This is a genomic window from Pseudomonas sp. MBLB4136 (genome assembly GCF_051904765.1).
GTDB lineage: Bacteria > Pseudomonadota > Gammaproteobacteria > Pseudomonadales > Pseudomonadaceae > Aquipseudomonas.
Genome location: NZ_CP196713.1, coordinates 3,195,975 through 3,210,598 on the forward strand (window position 1 = coordinate 3,195,975; position 14,624 = coordinate 3,210,598).

The following is a 14,624-nucleotide window of genomic DNA, read 5'->3' on the forward strand; positions in this document are numbered from 1 at the left end:
CGCCCGGGCTATTCGCAGTGCAACGCCTGAACCGGCTGCAGGCGCGCCGCCCGACGCGCCGGGGCGATGCCGGCCAGCACGCCGATCAGCGCGGCCAGCAGCAGCGCCAGCAGCAGCAACAGCGGCTGCAGGCTGAGGGGCAAGCCAGGCAACAACAGGTGCAAGGCCAGCAGCAACAGCCCCATCAGCAGCAGCCCCAACACCCCGCCCAGCACGGACAGCAGCAGTGCCTCGCCGAGAAACAGGCCCAGCACCTGCTGTGGCGTGGCGCCTATGGCGCGCAGCAGGCCTATCTCCGCGGCGCGTTCGCCGACCGTGGTGGTCATGATGGTGAGGATGCCGACCGCCCCGACCAGCAGCGAAATACTCCCCAGGGCGCCGACCACCAGGCTGAGGATGCCCAGAATGCGGTCGAGGCTGCGCAGCATGTCGTCCTGGGTGGTCAGGCTGAAGTCCTCGCCGCCGTGGCGCTCGCGCAGCAGCTGGCGGATCTGTTCGCTGAGCGCCGCGGAGCTGGTGCCGCCATTGAATACCAGGTTGATCTTCGCCAGGCCGTTGCGGTTGAACAGGTATTGCGCCCAGTCCACCGGGATGTAGGCGATGTCGTCGATATCGAAGCCGAGCAGGTTGCCCTTCTCCTCCATCACCCCGATCACCCGGAAGCGCATGCCGCCGACGCGGACCATCTGGCCGAGGGGGTTGGCCGCGCCGAACAGCTCCTCGCGCAGGGTGTGGCCGAGCACCACGTAAGGCGGCGAGCGACCATCGCGTGGCTCGGGCAGGAACTCGCCCATGGCCAGCTGGAAGCGCCAGGCCTGGGCCATCTGGTGGCCGCTGCCGAGGATGCCGATGCGCCGATCGAGACGGCCGTACTGCACATCGCCGTGGCCCTGGATGATCGGCACCACCGCCTCGACATGGGGCAGACGGCGCAGCGCATCGGCGTCGGCGATGCTCAGCGGGCGCACGCTGCCGAGCAGGGCGCCGAGACCGGCGGTCTTGTTCAACCCCGGGCGGATCGACACATTGCGGGTGCCGAACTGGGCGAAGTTGTCCTGCACGTAACCCCGCAGGCCTTCGCCTATGGCGGTGAGCAGCGCCATAGCGGCGATGCCGATGGCCACCCCGAGCAGCGTCAGCAGGCTGCGCAGCGGCCGGCTGAGCAGGGCCGAGCCGGTCAGCCGCAGGCCATCGTGCAGGTACATCAGTGACCTCCCGCCAAGGGCCGCAGGGCCGCCACCGGTGCCATGGCCGCGCCACGGCTGGCCGGCAGCCAGGCGAACAGCAGGGCACTGGCCAGCGCCAAGGCCAGGGCGCCGATCCGCGCCCACCAAGGGGCATACAGGGGCAGTTGCACCAGCAGACGCACGCACCAGAGCAACAGTTCGCCGAGCAGCAGCCCGGCCAGGGCGCCGCCGAGGGCCAGCAGCGCCGCCTCGCCGAGAAACAGCAGGCGCACCTGTGCCGCCGTCGCGCCTATGGCCTTGAGCAGGCCGATTTCGGCGGTGCGCTGGCTGACCGAGATCCAGGTCACGTTCATGATCAGGATGCCGGCCACCAGCAGGCTGATGGCGGCTATCCCGCTCACCGCCAGGGTCAGGGTCGCCAGAATATCGGTGAAGGCGCCGAGCAGGCTGCCCTGGCTGATCAGGGTGACGTCCTCGTCGCCGCCATGGCGCGCCCTGAGCGTGGCAAGTATCTGCACCTGGCTGCTGGCCAGGAAGCGCGGCCCCTGGATCTCGGCGAACACCCGCAGCAAGCCCTCGCGGTTGAACAGCGCCTGGGCACTGGCCAGCGGAATGATCAGCAGCTCGTTGAAGTCCATGCCGAAGGATTCGCCGCGCGGCGCGAGGACACCGATCACCCGGAAACGCCGGTCGCCGGCACGCAGCCACTGGCCGAGGGCCGGCCCGGAGCCGAACAGCTCCCGGCGCAGGCGCGCGCCGATCACGCAGACCGCTTCGGCCTGGTCGTAAGCCAGCTCCGGCAGGGACTGCCCCTGGGCGACCCGCAATTGGCGAATGGCGAAGAACTCTCGGCTGGTGCCCAGGGCCAGGGCATCACGGCTGCGATTGCCGGCGCTGACCTGCAGCTGTCCGGCCTGCTGCGGCGCGACCCGCCGCACATGGGGCAGGCGCGCGATGGCCCGAGCATCCTGGGCCGTCAACTCGCGCGGCGACAGGCCGGTGATCGGCGGCATGCCACCGGTGGTCTCATTGCGGCCCGGGAGGATGATCAGGGTGTTGCGCCCGAGGCTGGAGAACTCGTTGAGCACGAAGGCCCGCGCGCCCTCGCCCAGACCGGTCAACAGGATCACCGCGAGCACGCCGATGCCCACGGCCAGGAGCAGCATCAGGCTGCGCGAGCGATGCCCGCGCAGGGCGCCGAACCACAGCTGCACGGCGTCGGCGGCGCGCATCAGGCCAGCTCCCGGCTCGCCTCGTGCACCGTGCGCCCGTCACACAGCCTGAGCTGGCGCCGGGCACGGGCCGCGTGCCGGGCATCGTGGGTCACCACGATCAGCGTCAGGCCCTCGGCATTGAGTTCCTCGAGCAAGGTGAACACCTCTTCGCCGGCCCGGCTGTCGAGGTTGCCGGTGGGCTCGTCGGCCAGCAGCAGCTCAGGCTGCATGGCCATGGCCCGCGCAATCGCCACCCGCTGGCACTGGCCGCCGGACAGCTCCCCCGGCCGATGCCGCAGGCGACTGCCCAGCCCCAGGCGCTCGACCAGCTCGAGGCTGCGCTGGCGGCGCACCTCGGGCTCGATGCCGGCCAGGACCATCGGCAGCTCGATGTTCTCCAGGGCGTCCAGGCGCGGTATCAGGTGGTACGACTGGAACACGAAGCCGATCCAGCGGCTGCGCAGTTCGGCGCGACGCGCCTCGGCGAGGGGCGCGGTGGCCTCGCCATTCAGCCAGTACTCGCCGGCATCCGGCGCATCCAGCAGGCCGAGGATATTGAGCAGGGTCGACTTGCCGGAGCCGGACGGCCCCATCACCGCCAGGTAATCGCCGGCGGCGACCTCCAGGTCCAGGGCGTCGAGGCCCATCACCCGCTGCTCGCCGGCCTGGAAGCAGCGCGTCAGCCCGCACAGCCTAATCATCGCCGCGACTCCAGTTGCTCGGCCAGGATCACCGAGATGCCGTCCTTGAGGCCTTCCTGATCGAGACTGGCGAGGATCCGCTCGCCCTCCTCCAGTCCGCCGAGCACCTCGGTCCAGCGCCAGTTGGCCAAGCCGGTGTTCAGGGCCACCTCGCGCAGCAAGCCGGTATTGGGGTCGTAGCGCAGCACGCGACGGCCCTCCAGCAGGGTTTCGGTGGGGATGCGCAGACCCGCGACGCTCTGCTCCAGGAGTATCTCCACATCGGCGCTATAGCCGGTCAGCAGGGCCACATCCACGGGCAACTGGACGAAGCGCACCTCGACATCGACGGTGCGCGCCTGCTTCTCGAGCTCGCGGACGAAGGGCGCGATGCGGCTCACCTGGCCGGCGAACGAGCGCCCACGAAAGGCATCCAGGCTGATGCGCACCGGCATGCCGATGCGCACACGACCGGCGTCGACCTCGTCGATCGGCGCATCCACGTACAGGCAGCTGTCGTCGATCAGGTCCACCGCCGGCGGGGTCGGGATGCCTGGCGGCGAAGGGGTGACGAACTCGCCCAGCTCGCCATTGATCTGCGCCACCGTCCCGGAGAACGGCGCACGCAGGCTGGCCTGATCCAGCAGCGCGCGCTGCAGCGCCAGGTTGGCATCGGCCTGGCGAATCTGCGCATCGCTGGAGGTGCAGGACAGCTGCGCCAGCCGGGCGCGAGTCTCGGCCTGGTCCAGGCGGTCGGCGGCCACCAGCTTGCGCGCCGCCAGGCGCTCCAGGCGCTGGTAGTCACGCTGATCGAGCCTGGCCTGGCGACAGGACTGCTCGCGGGCATTGCGTGAGGCATCGAGGCGCGCCTCGGCCTCCTGCACCCGGGCCAGACGATCATCCTGACGCAGGCGCATCAGCACCTGACCGGCCTTCACCGACTGCCCCTCGTCGACCAGCAGCTCGCTGACCTGGCCGCCGATATTGAACGACAGACGCGAACGCCGGCAGGACTTGAGGGTGCCGGCGCGGGTATTGGCCACCAGCGTCTCCACCGGTCCTCTCTCCACCGCGACCAGCTGCACGGGCAGGGGCTGGGGGCGGCTCCACCACCAACCAGCCGCCAGAATTCCGGCAAATATCACTAGACTGATCGATAGGCTACGCATATGTGCCTCTATTTTGACACTGGCATCTTGAGCCTAGGACAGCCCCCCTCAGATGCAACGAGGCATTTCGGCTATTGGTCGCCTGATAACCGTTCTTGGTTCGCTTCGGCATCGGCGCCGACAGAGCGGCGCCCGAACCAGCCGAGCGAAAAGGCTAGCGGCCGCGCCGCAGAAGGGGCCGATGGCCATACGGCCACGGCAACCGGCAGGAACACCCAGGCGCCAAGTCCGGCGAGCAGCTCGCGGCTGCGCCCGATGCATGCCAAAAGCACGTCCGCCAGCTCGTCGTGCAGCCTTGAGGACGGCAGGCGGGCGATGCTCCCCGCCAGCGCCGCACGCTTGGGCAAACCGTACTGGTCTGATGCGGACATTGACACCGCCATTGCTCTGGGGCGGCGCCAGCCCCGGCTAGAGCAGGACCTTGGCCGCCAGGGTCGCAGCGACCCCGAACAGGAGAAGCGCCAGCAGCGCCAGGCCCAACGACGCCACGCCACTGAGTCGCTGCCTGGGCTTCTGCGCCGGCGCCGCAGGCGCGCCGGCGGGCTGGGCCTGGGCCGCGCCGCGCAACGGGTTGAGGGGGCCCGCTCCAGAGGCGGCGGCCTTGCCCTTGAGCGGCCTGGGCAGGTCGATGGCGCGCATGAACTGGGTGGCGTCCTCGTCCGGGGCCGGCGCCACCGAGACCTTGGGCCCTATCACCAGCAGGCTCACCGAACCCATCTTCAACTGGTCACCCGGCTGCAACACCGCGGTCGTCACCTTCTGCTGGTTGACCAGCACGCCGTTGGCCGAGGCCAGGTCCTTGACCTCCAGCACGTCGTCCTTGAGGAAGAACTCGCAATGCCGGCGGGACAGCTCCAGGTCGCTGAAACTCATCTCGCACTTGGCCGAGCGACCGAAGGTCATCGAACCATGGACGTGGAACTTCTTGCCTTCGTGTTCGCCCTTGATCACCTGGAGGAACCAGCGCGGCGCCGCATCGCTCTTCGACCTGCTCCTGGCCGGATCGAGCAGCTGCAGCTCCAGGGTGCCCAGACGTACCCGGTCGTTGGCGCGCAACTGGTAGCGCGCGGCGATGCGTTCGTCGTTGACGAAGGTGCCGCTCTGACTGCCGCAGTCGCTGAGGTAGTAGTAGCCGTGGTCCTGGCGTACCTCGGCATGGAACGGGGCGATCTGCGGATCGTCCAGCACCAGGCTGTTGCGGCTGTCGTGGCCTATGGTGAAGCGCTCGTCCGCCAGCCAGATGGGCGCCTGACGATTGTCACTGAACTGAATTCTGAGCATGTTCCGTACTGCCTCGAGAATGACCCGAACCGATGGGGCGACCCGTTACGCGCCCCCGGTCGTTCACCTGTTGAAGATGTTTTTCCACAGCCGCTTGATCGGGTTCTGCCCGTCCTGCTGCCGTGCCCCCGCTTTCGCCGGTTGACGCGCTGCGGCCGGCGCCCGAGCGGCCTGGGCCAGGCGCACACGCCGCTCGTGATTGTCATAGAGTTTTAGCAGAGTTTCGTTGTCCGGCTCGACCTCCAGCCCCTGCTTGATGTGCTCCAGCGCCAGGGCCGGCTCGCGGCGGGCATAGCCCCCTTCGCTCAGCTCGATGAAGCGCCGCACCACGCGGTTCAGGCCGGCCAGGGCCAGCAGGTTGTCCGGCTCCCAGGCCAGCACACGACGAAAATAGAAGGTTGCGCTGTCGTCCTCGGGCAATAGCAGGCGGTTCTCGGCAATGCGCTCCTCGGCCAGCGCCAGGTAGCCCTCGATACGCGCCTGCAGCACCCGCTGCAGGCCATCCTGGGCCTGGCCGTTGTCCGCGTCCAGGGCCAGGGCCTGGCGGAAGAAGTAGTCGGCGTTGTCCCGATGCGGCTCGAGCAATTTGCCCTCAGCCAGGCGCTGTTCGGCCTGGGCCAGGTAGTCGGCCAGTTGCAGTTGCCGGTAACCGTAGTAGCCCGCCCCACCCGCTCCGGCCAGCAGCAGGGTGCCGAGCAGCGCCCAGACCAGCAGGCGACGACGCGGGCCGGCGGGCGCGCCGGCCTTCCCGCTGTCCAGCCTGAGCGCCGGCGCACTGCGGGTGCTGTCCGGGTCGTCGTCGCACAGCTCGTCGAGGCTCGCCAGCAGCACGCGACAATCGCCGAAGCGCTCGTCCGGATCCTTGGCCAGCATGCGCGCGAGCAGCCACTGGTAGTCCTGCAGCGCCGAGGGCAGCAGCGGTGGCTCCAGCTGCAGGTGGTTCATCACGGTCTGGGTGTAGTTGGCGCCCCGGAAGGGATTAGCGCCGGTCAGCATCTCCAGCAGGATCACGCCGAGGCTATAAATGTCGCTGCGCGCGTCCAGCGCCTGGCACTGCGCCTGCTCCGGACTGCTGTAGGCCGGGCTGCCGACGGCGATGCCGAACTGGGTGAGGTCCTGGTCGAGGCTCACCTCCTTGGCCACGCCGAAATCGGTCAGCACGGCGGTGCCATCGTCGCGAAAGAGGATGTTGGCCGGTTTGATGTCGCGGTGCACCAGGCCGCTGTCGTGGACCACGGCGAGGGCGCTGGCGATCTGCCTGACTATGCGCAGGGCCCGTGCCGGCTCGAAGCAGCGGCCCTTGAACTGCGCCAGATCGCCGCCGGGAACAAACTCCATCGCCAGGTAGTGGCGGCCATCGTCCAACTGGTCGATGTCATGGATGGTGATGATCGAGGGGTGATGCAGCGAGGCGACCAGGTGGCCTTCCTTGATGAAGCGCTGACTGAACCCCTGATCGTCGGCGCTGAGCAGCACCTTTACCGCCACCTTGCGATGCAGCGACAACTGAGTGGCCAGGTAGACCTCGGCCATGCCGCCCTTGCCGAGGCGGCCATGCACACGGTAACCCGGAATTTCGAGCAGTTCTTCGGTCATGACGGCGGTCGGGCGTCCAATGGTCAGGATTTCAGGGGTTTGAACAGCCTACTGAGGAAACCGCGCGGCTGTTCGACGTCACTCGGCTCGCACGGGCTGCAGCCCAGCACTATGCAGGAAATATTGTCATGCCCTCCCTGTTGATTGGCTTGCGCGATCAGCGCCGCCACCAGCGCGTCGAGGGTCGCCGCGGTGGCGCACTGCTGCTGAATCTGCGTGTCGTCCAGTTCGCCGGTCAAGCCGTCGCTGCACAGCAGCAGCAGCTCCTGTGGCTGCAGGCGGCCTTGCACCAGGCCGATCTCCAGGGTGTGCTCCTCGCGCCCCAGACACTGGAAGATCACCCCGCGCTGGGGGTGGCAGCGCGCCTCGGCCTCGCTCATCTCGCCGGCATCGATCATCGCCTGAACCCAGCTGTGATCATGACTCAGACGCTCGATGGCATGCGCGTCGAGCCGGTAGGCGCGGCTGTCGCCGACCCAGGCGATCTGAAAATCGGCGCCTCGAAACTGCACGGCGACCAGCGTGGTACCCATGCCGCGGCAATCGGCATCGGCCTGGGCGGCAGCCAGCACGGCGGCATTGGCGGCATGCACCGCGGCGCACAAATCCGCGCCGTCCATGCAGGCGGCACGCAAGACTTGCAGCGCCAGGGCACTGGCCACCTCGCCGCGCCGATGTCCGCCCATGCCGTCGGCGACCGCCCACAACTGGAGATCGGGACAACAGAGCAGCGCGTCCTCGTTATGCCCGCGCACCAGGCCAACGGCGGTGTCCGCCGCGAACACCAGGGATTGTTCGTTCGCTGTCATCGACATGCCCGCTGCTTCCACCTCATGGACCGAGCGCCCGAGTAGAGACCATGGCCCGCATGATGCGACTGCGAAGCACGGGCTGTCATCGCCCTCGGCGGATTTTCCAGCAAAGTGTTAACCCGTCGAGATACCGCTGAAGTCCACGGGCGCCACATCGTAAGACGGCCCGCGAGCTATCATTAAACCAAGGCTGATGATCGTCGGCTCAAGCAGGCTGGTGCAGCCTGGGAGGTGGGAGTGATCGGAAAACCAGGGTCCGCAACACATTCGCCAATACCTTCTTAGAGCGAGATAACGATCATGAGCAAAGGTCTGGATGCGAAAAAACAGGCGAAGAAAAAGCCACTGAAGAGTGCCCACGAGAAGCGCATGGAGAAGAAAGACAAGCGCTCCGGCAAAGGCCTACTGGGTAGCCACTCCGCCAATTCCTGAACCCTCCGCCCAGCACGGACCAGGCGTCCGCCGCTGGGCATCCATCCCCATTACAGCGATCCCACGTCCGATCTGCACCTGCGCGTTCTGCCTTCCGAGCGAAGAGCGCTGGCCGAGAGGTTCTATCGCAGCCATCGCTCGGCGATGCGCCCGAGCCTGCGAGACCGGGTATGGGTGGCCCAGCACCAGGACATCATCGCCGCGCTCTGCCTGCGCCCCATCGCCTGCGGCCAGTGGCTGACCGGTCTGTTCGTCGCGCCACAACAGCGGCGCCAGGGGCTGGCCCGGCAACTGATCGCGCGGGCCCTGGCCGCAACAGATGGTCCAACCTGGCTGTTCTGCCACCCGCAATTGCAGCTCGTCTACCAACGGCTAGGCTTTGCCAGCTGTGATTAGCTGCCGCCAGTGCTCGATGAGCACCTGCGGCGATACCAGCGGCACAAGACACTGGTCGCCCTAGCCCACCACGGCGCAGGCAGGCAAGCCGGCCCCTGATACCCGGCCCCGCCCGGCCATCAAGCGAGCGGCGGCCAACAGCACTGGCACTGGCCGGGAATTGATCCTTGCCAGATCGAGGCAAAGCTCTGCATGCTTGTCCAGCCTTTAGCCATAAAAATAAAAGTACCGGCTATGCCCAAGCTCCCAATGCTGCTGCTCAAGCGGCTGCGCAAGAACTACCAGCTGTCGATCATCACCCTGATGGGCCTGTTCGGGGTCATGGCCGTCACGCCTTACGCGGTGTACCGCCTGGTGCAAGGCAACTACCTGGTCAGCTTCGCCGATACCACCATGGTGGTATCGACCATTCTCGCCGTGCTCCACGCCTGGCGCAGCGGCGACACGGTGAAACCAGGCCTGTGGCTGGCGGTGATCTTCTCCGCAGGCGCCACGGTGATCGCCATCAACCTCGGGGTCAACGGGCTGTTCTGGATCTACCCGCTGATTCTGTTCAACTTCTTCATGGTCTCCCCGGGCAAGGCCATGATCACCATGCTGCTGGTACTGGGGACCCTGCTCGGTTACGCGCTGTTCGTGCCAGGCACGGTATTCGAGAGCAGCTATCAGATGATTTCGTTTCTGGTCACCGGCTTGATCGCCAGCCTGTTCACCTACATCTTCGCTTACCGCACCAACACCCAGCGCGATCAGTTGCAGGCCATGGCGATCCTCGACCCACTGACCGGCGCACGCAATCGCCGGGCGATGAACGACGAACTCAGAATCGCCGTATCCACCCACCGCCGCCATGGCAGCAGCTACGGCGTCCTGGTGATGGACCTAGATCACTTCAAGCAGATTAACGACAAGTTCGGCCACCCCGCCGGCGACCAGGTGCTGACGGATTTCGTCGAGCTGATCCAGCAGTGTTCGCGCCAGGAAAACCGCCTGTTCCGCTTCGGCGGCGAAGAGTTTCTCCTGCTGGTACCGAATACCGACAAGGCGGGCCTGCAGGCCGCCGCCGCCCATCTGCAGAACCAGGTCAGGGAACACCTGCGCGGCCCGGGCGGTCCGGTAACCATGTCCGTCGGCGGCGCCATCCTGCGTAGCGGCGAGCCTTGGGAGAGCTGGCTGCAGCGAGCCGATCAACACCTCTACGAGGCGAAGAGTGCCGGCCGCGACTGCTCAATCATCGAGGCAGACCCCACTCCCGTGTCGGCCCTGGCCGCCGCGCCCAGCAGCCCGTAGGTCCGCTGAAACACGTGTTCCCGGGCCACTGTGGCGCCGCGTCCGCACCATACTCGTGACGATCGACTTCCACTGCGCCACTGAGAAACTCCGCGCCCCCCCAAAAAAGATGCGGCCGCTCGCCATGATCTAGGCAAGAGCCGGGCCCGGCAGAGCGATCACCTGTAACAACCTGACGACAAGACTGTCTACAGATCGAACCCTTGGACAGAGAACCGCCATGAAACGTCGCTCCCTCCTCCAGGGCATGGCCCTGCTACCTCTACTAGGCAGCCACGCTCCACTTGGCCTGGCCGCCGGCGCAACCAACGCCGGGGTGGTGCCGCTGAACAAACCGCACAGCGCCTGGCGCGAGCTGCTCGAGCCCGACGCCTATGCGGTGCTGTTCGAGGAAGATACCGAGCGCCCGGGCAGCAGCCCGCTGAACGACGAGAAGCGCGCCGGCACCTACATCTGCGCCGCCTGCTACCTGCCGCTGTTCGACAGCCAGCACAAGTACGAAAGCGGCACCGGCTGGCCGAGTTTTACCCAGCCGATCGAAGGCCATACCGGCTTCAAGCGCGACTTCAAGCTGATCTTTCCGCGCACCGAATACCACTGCGCGCGTTGCGGCGGCCACCAAGGCCACCTGTTCGACGACGGCCCGGCGCCACGCGGCGAGCGCTGGTGCAACAACGGCCTGGCCCTGCGCTTCATCCCCCAGGGCGACGCCCTGCCCCCCCTGAGGAGTTGAACATGCGCCCCGACCAAGATTTCCGCCTCGGCCTCGGCGCATGGGCAGCGCTGCTGTTATCCGCCTTGCTGCTCGGCGCCTGCAAACCCGGCGCGCCCCAGGTGCAGCAGGCACAAGCCAGCCCAGCCACCGACCTCCCCCCGGGCGAACAAGGGGTGGCAGTCTTCGCCGGGGGCTGCTTCTGGTGCACCGAATCGGACTTCGACAAGCTGCCCGGGGTGATCTCCACCACCTCGGGCTACACCGGCGGCCACCTCGCCAACCCCAGCTACCAGCAGGTTTCCGCCGGCGGCACCGGGCATACCGAGGCCGTGCTAGTCAGCTACGACCCACGCAAGACCAGCTATGCCGATCTGCTCGAAGCCTTCTGGCCGACCATCGACCCGCTGACCGCCAACGCCCAGTTCTGCGACCACGGCTCGCAGTATCGCAGCGCGATCTTCTACAGCACCCCCGAGGAAAAGGCCTTGGCCGAGGCCTCGAAGGCCGCACTTGAGTCCTCGGGCCGCTTCGACCAGCCAATCGTCACCGAGATCCTGCCCGCCACCACCTTCTACCCGGCCGAGGAGTACCACCAGGACTACTACCGGAAAAACCCGCTGCGCTACACCTACTACCGCAGCGGCTGCGGCCGCGATGCGCGGCTGGAACAGCTCTGGGGCGAGAAGCACTGATCCGCAACCAACCCAATCGGGCCGCGGACCACGGCTTGAAGCCAATAACCGGGTAGGTACGGCTGATCTCCTGCTTATCGAAGAGCGAGCCCCGTCGAGCAGCAAACAGGGGCAATGCCCCGCCATCGCCGTCGACTGCCGCGGGACACCACCAGAAACGACAAAGGGCTAGCTTTCGCTAACCCTTTGATTTTATTGGTGCCGTTGAGAGGAATCGAACCCCCGACCCCATCATTACGAATGACGTGCTCTACCAACTGAGCTACAACGGCACGTTGCCTGCGCATTATTCATGGGAGCAGGCAGGGGCTCAAGCGAGTTTTTCGCGTTTTGTGTACGGGCCGTTCGCGACTAACGCATCACCTTCCAGGCTGTCCAAGAATTAAGGTTCGAGCAGCTCGATACGGTCGTCGTGGATGCGGATGTGGCCCTGCTTATACAGGCCGCCGATGGCCTTCTTGAAGTTGCCCTTGCTGACGCGAAACAGTGCGCTGATGGCCTCCGGCGAGCTCTTGTCGCTGAGCGGCAGCACGCCATCCTGTTCGCGCAGCTTGGCCAGGATCTGCTCGCTCAGGCTGCCCAGCACGTCCTGCCCTACCGGCTGCAGGCTCAGGCTGATCTTGCCGTCGGCGCGCACTTCCTTGATGAAGCCCTTCTCGCGCATGCCACTGCGCAGGAACTTGAACAGTTCGTTTTTGTGGATCAGGCCCCAGTGCTGGCCATTGATGATCGCCTTGAAGCCCATGTCGGTGGACTCGACCACCAGCAGGTCGACCTCCTGGCCGTCCTGGTAGGTCGCCGGCAGCTTGTCCAGATAGCGGTCCAGGCGCGCGGTGGCGGTGATGCGCTTGCTGCGCTTGTCGAGGAACACATGCACCACACAATAGTCACCGACCTGCAATGGGCGCTTTTCCTCGGAATGGGGCAGCAGCAGATCCTTCGGCAACCCCCAATTGAGAAACAGTCCGACCCGGTTGATATCCACGACTTTCAGGCTGGCGAATTCACCCACCTGAACTTTCGGTTTTTCCGTGGTGGCAATTAACTTGTCGTCGCTGTCCAAGTAGATGAATACATTGAGCCAGTCTTCCACTTCGCTCGGCGTATCCTTGGGGATATATCGCTTGGGCAATAATATTTCGCCATCCGCGCCGCCATCCAAATACAGGCCGAAGTCAGTATGCTTGACGACCTGCAAACAATTCATGCGTCCAATAACCGCCATGGTGCCCTACCCTCGTTGCCAGGCCGGCATTCTACCCGAGTTGCCGCCGGCTTTGCCGAGCGGACTGCGTCGAGCTGGCGCCCACCGAATGATCCGACCAGTGGTACGGACCTGCTTTGTCGCGCGCCTGTAACTCGCCAGGAAAGATGACGACTCTCAATAAAACAAGGGCTTAGTCACGAATCAGGATTTATTTTGGCTAGTTCTGGCGGTTGTGAAATCAGCCCGATAAACACGTCCCAATATTATTTATCAAGCAATTGTCAAGCCGTTCGCGTACAATGCCCGGCCAAATTAATTTTTAAACAGGTTAATGGCTGCCATGCGTGTGAAAGCATCCCAGAGTAAACCCAAGCCGGCCCCTGCCGTTGAAACGAGCGCCTCGATCGACGCGCAGATTGCGGCCTTCCTGAAGGCCGGCGGCGAAATTCAGCAGATCGAAAAAGGCGTCAGCGGCCAGGTCTACGGCGCCAGCAAGCAGATCACCATCGGCAAGAAGTAGCCGAGCTCCAGCCCAGCAGCGCTTTGCTCGCCATGACAAAGCGCCAGGCGCCCCTCACATTCCCCTCCTCCGCCACACCAGCTTGCTTGCCACCCGGCGGGCAAAGCCCTCCGCCGATTGAAACGCGGCGATCTTCACTCGTCCCTCAGGCCCAGGCGCAGCAACTGGCCGTTGCGCGCATCGGTCAGCACGTACAGGTAGCCGTCCGGCCCCTGACGCACGTCTCGAATGCGCACATCCAGCGCCTCCAGCAGACGCTCTTCGTGGATGACCCGATCGCCATCCAGCTGCAGGCGCAGCAGCGCCTGTCCGGCCAGCGCGCCGATGAACAGGCTGCGCCGCCATTGCGGGAAGCGCGGCGCATCGTAGAACGCCATGCCGCTGATCGCCGGCGACTTTTCCCAGACATGATGCGGCGCCTCGGTGCCGGCGACGGTTTCGCCCAACGCCTCGGGAATCGGCAGGAACGAGTAGTTCACCCCATGGGTGGCGAGCGGCCAGCCGTAGTTCCTACCTGCCTGGGGAATATTGATCTCGTCGCCGCCCCGGGGGCCGTGTTCATGGACCCATAGCCGTCCCGTCCAGGGATTGAGGGCAGCTCCCTGGGGATTGCGATGGCCATAGGACCAGATCTCCGGGCGCGCGCCGGCCTGGTCGACAAAGGGATTGTCGGCCGGCACGCGGCCGTCCGGGTGCAAGCGCACCACCTTGCCCTGCAGTTTGTCGAGGTGCTGGGCGGTAGGTCGCTGGTTGTTCTCGCCGAGGGCGACGAACAGGTAGCCGTCACGGTCGAACACCAGGCGCGAACCGAAGTGCACGCCACTCGACAGCTTGGGCTGCTGGCGGAAGATCACCTCGAAGCCTTCCAGCGCTCGCTGGTCCGCCGACAGGCGACCACGGCCCACCGCCGTGCCAGCACGGCCGTCCGCCCCGGCCTCGGCATAGGCCAGGTAGACCCAGCGCTCAGCGGCGAAATCGGGCGACAGGGCCACATCCAGCAGCCCCCCCTGGCCACGGGCGTAGACCGCCGGCACGCCCGCCAGGGGCTCGGACAGCCGGCCGTCCGCGCCGAGCACACGCAGGCGCCCCGGGCGTTCGGTCAGCAGCAGACCCTGCTCATGCGGGAGGAAAGCCAGGGCCCAGGGATGCTCCAGCCCCGACAGCAGCGTGGTGACCTGCAGCGTACCGCGCTCGCTCGGTAGCTCGCGCGCCTGCGCGACCGGCAGCGACATCGCCAGCACGGCAAGCAGGCCCAACATCGCCAATGAACGCCTGTTGCGCATGCTGCACCTCCGCGACTCGATGGGCATGGACCGACGCCAGTTCCGCGGCGCCGGCCTTCGACTAGGCCATAGTGCACCAGGCGGCGATGATCAACGAGATGGATTGCGCAGGATTCGTCCGGTCGCAGCTCCAGGGGTCTAGACTGGGGC

At 66.2% G+C, this 14,624-nt stretch carries 16 protein-coding genes and 1 tRNA gene; 6 read left to right on the forward strand and 11 right to left on the reverse strand.

Annotation, left to right across the window (positions count from 1 at the left end):
* Positions 1 to 8: 8 nt before the first annotated feature.
* The 8 genes from ACSX1D_RS14410 to ACSX1D_RS14445 form a co-directional block, all read right to left on the reverse strand.
* On the reverse strand, positions 9 to 1,205 hold the full coding sequence (locus ACSX1D_RS14410) for an ABC transporter permease (RefSeq protein WP_439859152.1): 1,197 nt from the start codon (positions 1,203 to 1,205) through the stop codon (positions 9 to 11).
* Positions 1,205 to 2,419 (reverse strand): ABC transporter permease, encoded by a 1,215-nt coding sequence (locus ACSX1D_RS14415; protein ID WP_439859153.1) that lies wholly within the window; start codon positions 2,417 to 2,419, stop codon positions 1,205 to 1,207. Before ACSX1D_RS14415 ends, ACSX1D_RS14410 begins: the two co-directional genes overlap by 1 nt.
* Positions 2,419 to 3,102 (reverse strand): ABC transporter ATP-binding protein, encoded by a 684-nt coding sequence (locus tag ACSX1D_RS14420; RefSeq protein ID WP_439859154.1) that lies wholly within the window; start codon positions 3,100 to 3,102, stop codon positions 2,419 to 2,421. The genes ACSX1D_RS14415 and ACSX1D_RS14420 overlap by 1 nt, the downstream gene beginning before the upstream one ends.
* A complete protein-coding gene (locus tag ACSX1D_RS14425) occupies positions 3,099 to 4,250 on the reverse strand; it encodes an efflux RND transporter periplasmic adaptor subunit (RefSeq protein WP_439859155.1) in 1,152 nt (383 codons plus the stop codon). Before ACSX1D_RS14425 ends, ACSX1D_RS14420 begins: the two co-directional genes overlap by 4 nt.
* 71 nt (positions 4,251 to 4,321) lie before the next feature.
* Entirely contained in the window at positions 4,322 to 4,621 is a 300-nt protein-coding gene (locus ACSX1D_RS14430) for a hypothetical protein (RefSeq protein ID WP_439859156.1), read from the reverse strand.
* A gap of 37 nt (positions 4,622 to 4,658) precedes the next feature.
* Positions 4,659 to 5,531: an FHA domain-containing protein gene (locus tag ACSX1D_RS14435; RefSeq protein ID WP_439859157.1), complete on the reverse strand. Its 873-nt coding sequence runs from the start codon at positions 5,529 to 5,531 to the stop codon at positions 4,659 to 4,661.
* Between the two features lie 63 nt (positions 5,532 to 5,594).
* Positions 5,595 to 7,127, reverse strand: coding sequence for a protein kinase domain-containing protein (locus ACSX1D_RS14440; RefSeq protein ID WP_439859158.1), 1,533 nt, complete (start codon positions 7,125 to 7,127; stop codon positions 5,595 to 5,597).
* Between the two features lie 23 nt (positions 7,128 to 7,150).
* On the reverse strand, positions 7,151 to 7,942 hold the full coding sequence (locus ACSX1D_RS14445; RefSeq protein ID WP_439859159.1) for a PP2C family protein-serine/threonine phosphatase: 792 nt from the start codon (positions 7,940 to 7,942) through the stop codon (positions 7,151 to 7,153).
* Positions 7,943 to 8,239: 297 nt separating this feature from the next.
* Here ACSX1D_RS14445 and ACSX1D_RS14450 point away from each other — a divergent pair, with 297 nt between their 5' ends.
* The 5 genes from ACSX1D_RS14450 to msrA all read left to right on the forward strand — a co-directional run bounded on the left by ACSX1D_RS14450 (position 8,240) and on the right by msrA (position 11,464).
* Positions 8,240 to 8,371, forward strand: coding sequence for a hypothetical protein (locus ACSX1D_RS14450; RefSeq protein WP_439859160.1), 132 nt, complete (start codon positions 8,240 to 8,242; stop codon positions 8,369 to 8,371).
* Between the two features lie 144 nt (positions 8,372 to 8,515).
* A complete protein-coding gene (locus ACSX1D_RS14455; RefSeq protein ID WP_439859161.1) occupies positions 8,516 to 8,767 on the forward strand; it encodes a GNAT family N-acetyltransferase in 252 nt (83 codons plus the stop codon).
* Between the two features lie 234 nt (positions 8,768 to 9,001).
* The gene (locus tag ACSX1D_RS14460; RefSeq protein ID WP_439859162.1) at positions 9,002 to 10,057 is read left to right on the forward strand and encodes a GGDEF domain-containing protein; all 1,056 of its coding nucleotides are present in this window, start codon (positions 9,002 to 9,004) and stop codon (positions 10,055 to 10,057) included.
* 220 nt (positions 10,058 to 10,277) lie between these two features.
* Entirely contained in the window at positions 10,278 to 10,790 is a 513-nt protein-coding gene (msrB, locus tag ACSX1D_RS14465; RefSeq protein WP_439859163.1) for a peptide-methionine (R)-S-oxide reductase MsrB, read from the forward strand.
* Between the two features lie 2 nt (positions 10,791 to 10,792).
* Complete coding sequence (gene msrA / locus ACSX1D_RS14470; RefSeq protein ID WP_439859164.1) at positions 10,793 to 11,464, forward strand: peptide-methionine (S)-S-oxide reductase MsrA; 672 nt, start codon at positions 10,793 to 10,795, stop codon at positions 11,462 to 11,464.
* A gap of 196 nt (positions 11,465 to 11,660) precedes the next feature.
* On the opposite strand, the gene ACSX1D_RS14475 is transcribed toward msrA, so the two are convergent.
* Positions 11,661 to 11,736 (reverse strand) — tRNA-Thr (locus tag ACSX1D_RS14475).
* Between the two features lie 110 nt (positions 11,737 to 11,846).
* Positions 11,847 to 12,689 carry a CvfB family protein gene (locus ACSX1D_RS14480; protein ID WP_439859165.1) on the reverse strand — a complete coding sequence of 281 codons (843 nt, stop codon included), beginning with the start codon at positions 12,687 to 12,689 and terminating at the stop codon, positions 11,847 to 11,849.
* Between the two features lie 313 nt (positions 12,690 to 13,002).
* Between ACSX1D_RS14480 and ACSX1D_RS14485 the strand changes: the two genes are divergently transcribed.
* Positions 13,003 to 13,191, forward strand: a complete 189-nt coding sequence (locus ACSX1D_RS14485) for a hypothetical protein (protein ID WP_439859166.1) — start codon at positions 13,003 to 13,005, stop codon at positions 13,189 to 13,191.
* Positions 13,192 to 13,325: 134 nt separating this feature from the next.
* On the opposite strand, the gene ACSX1D_RS14490 is transcribed toward ACSX1D_RS14485, so the two are convergent.
* Positions 13,326 to 14,474, reverse strand: a complete 1,149-nt coding sequence (locus ACSX1D_RS14490; RefSeq protein WP_439859167.1) for a PQQ-dependent sugar dehydrogenase — start codon at positions 14,472 to 14,474, stop codon at positions 13,326 to 13,328.
* Positions 14,475 to 14,624 lie beyond the last annotated feature (150 nt).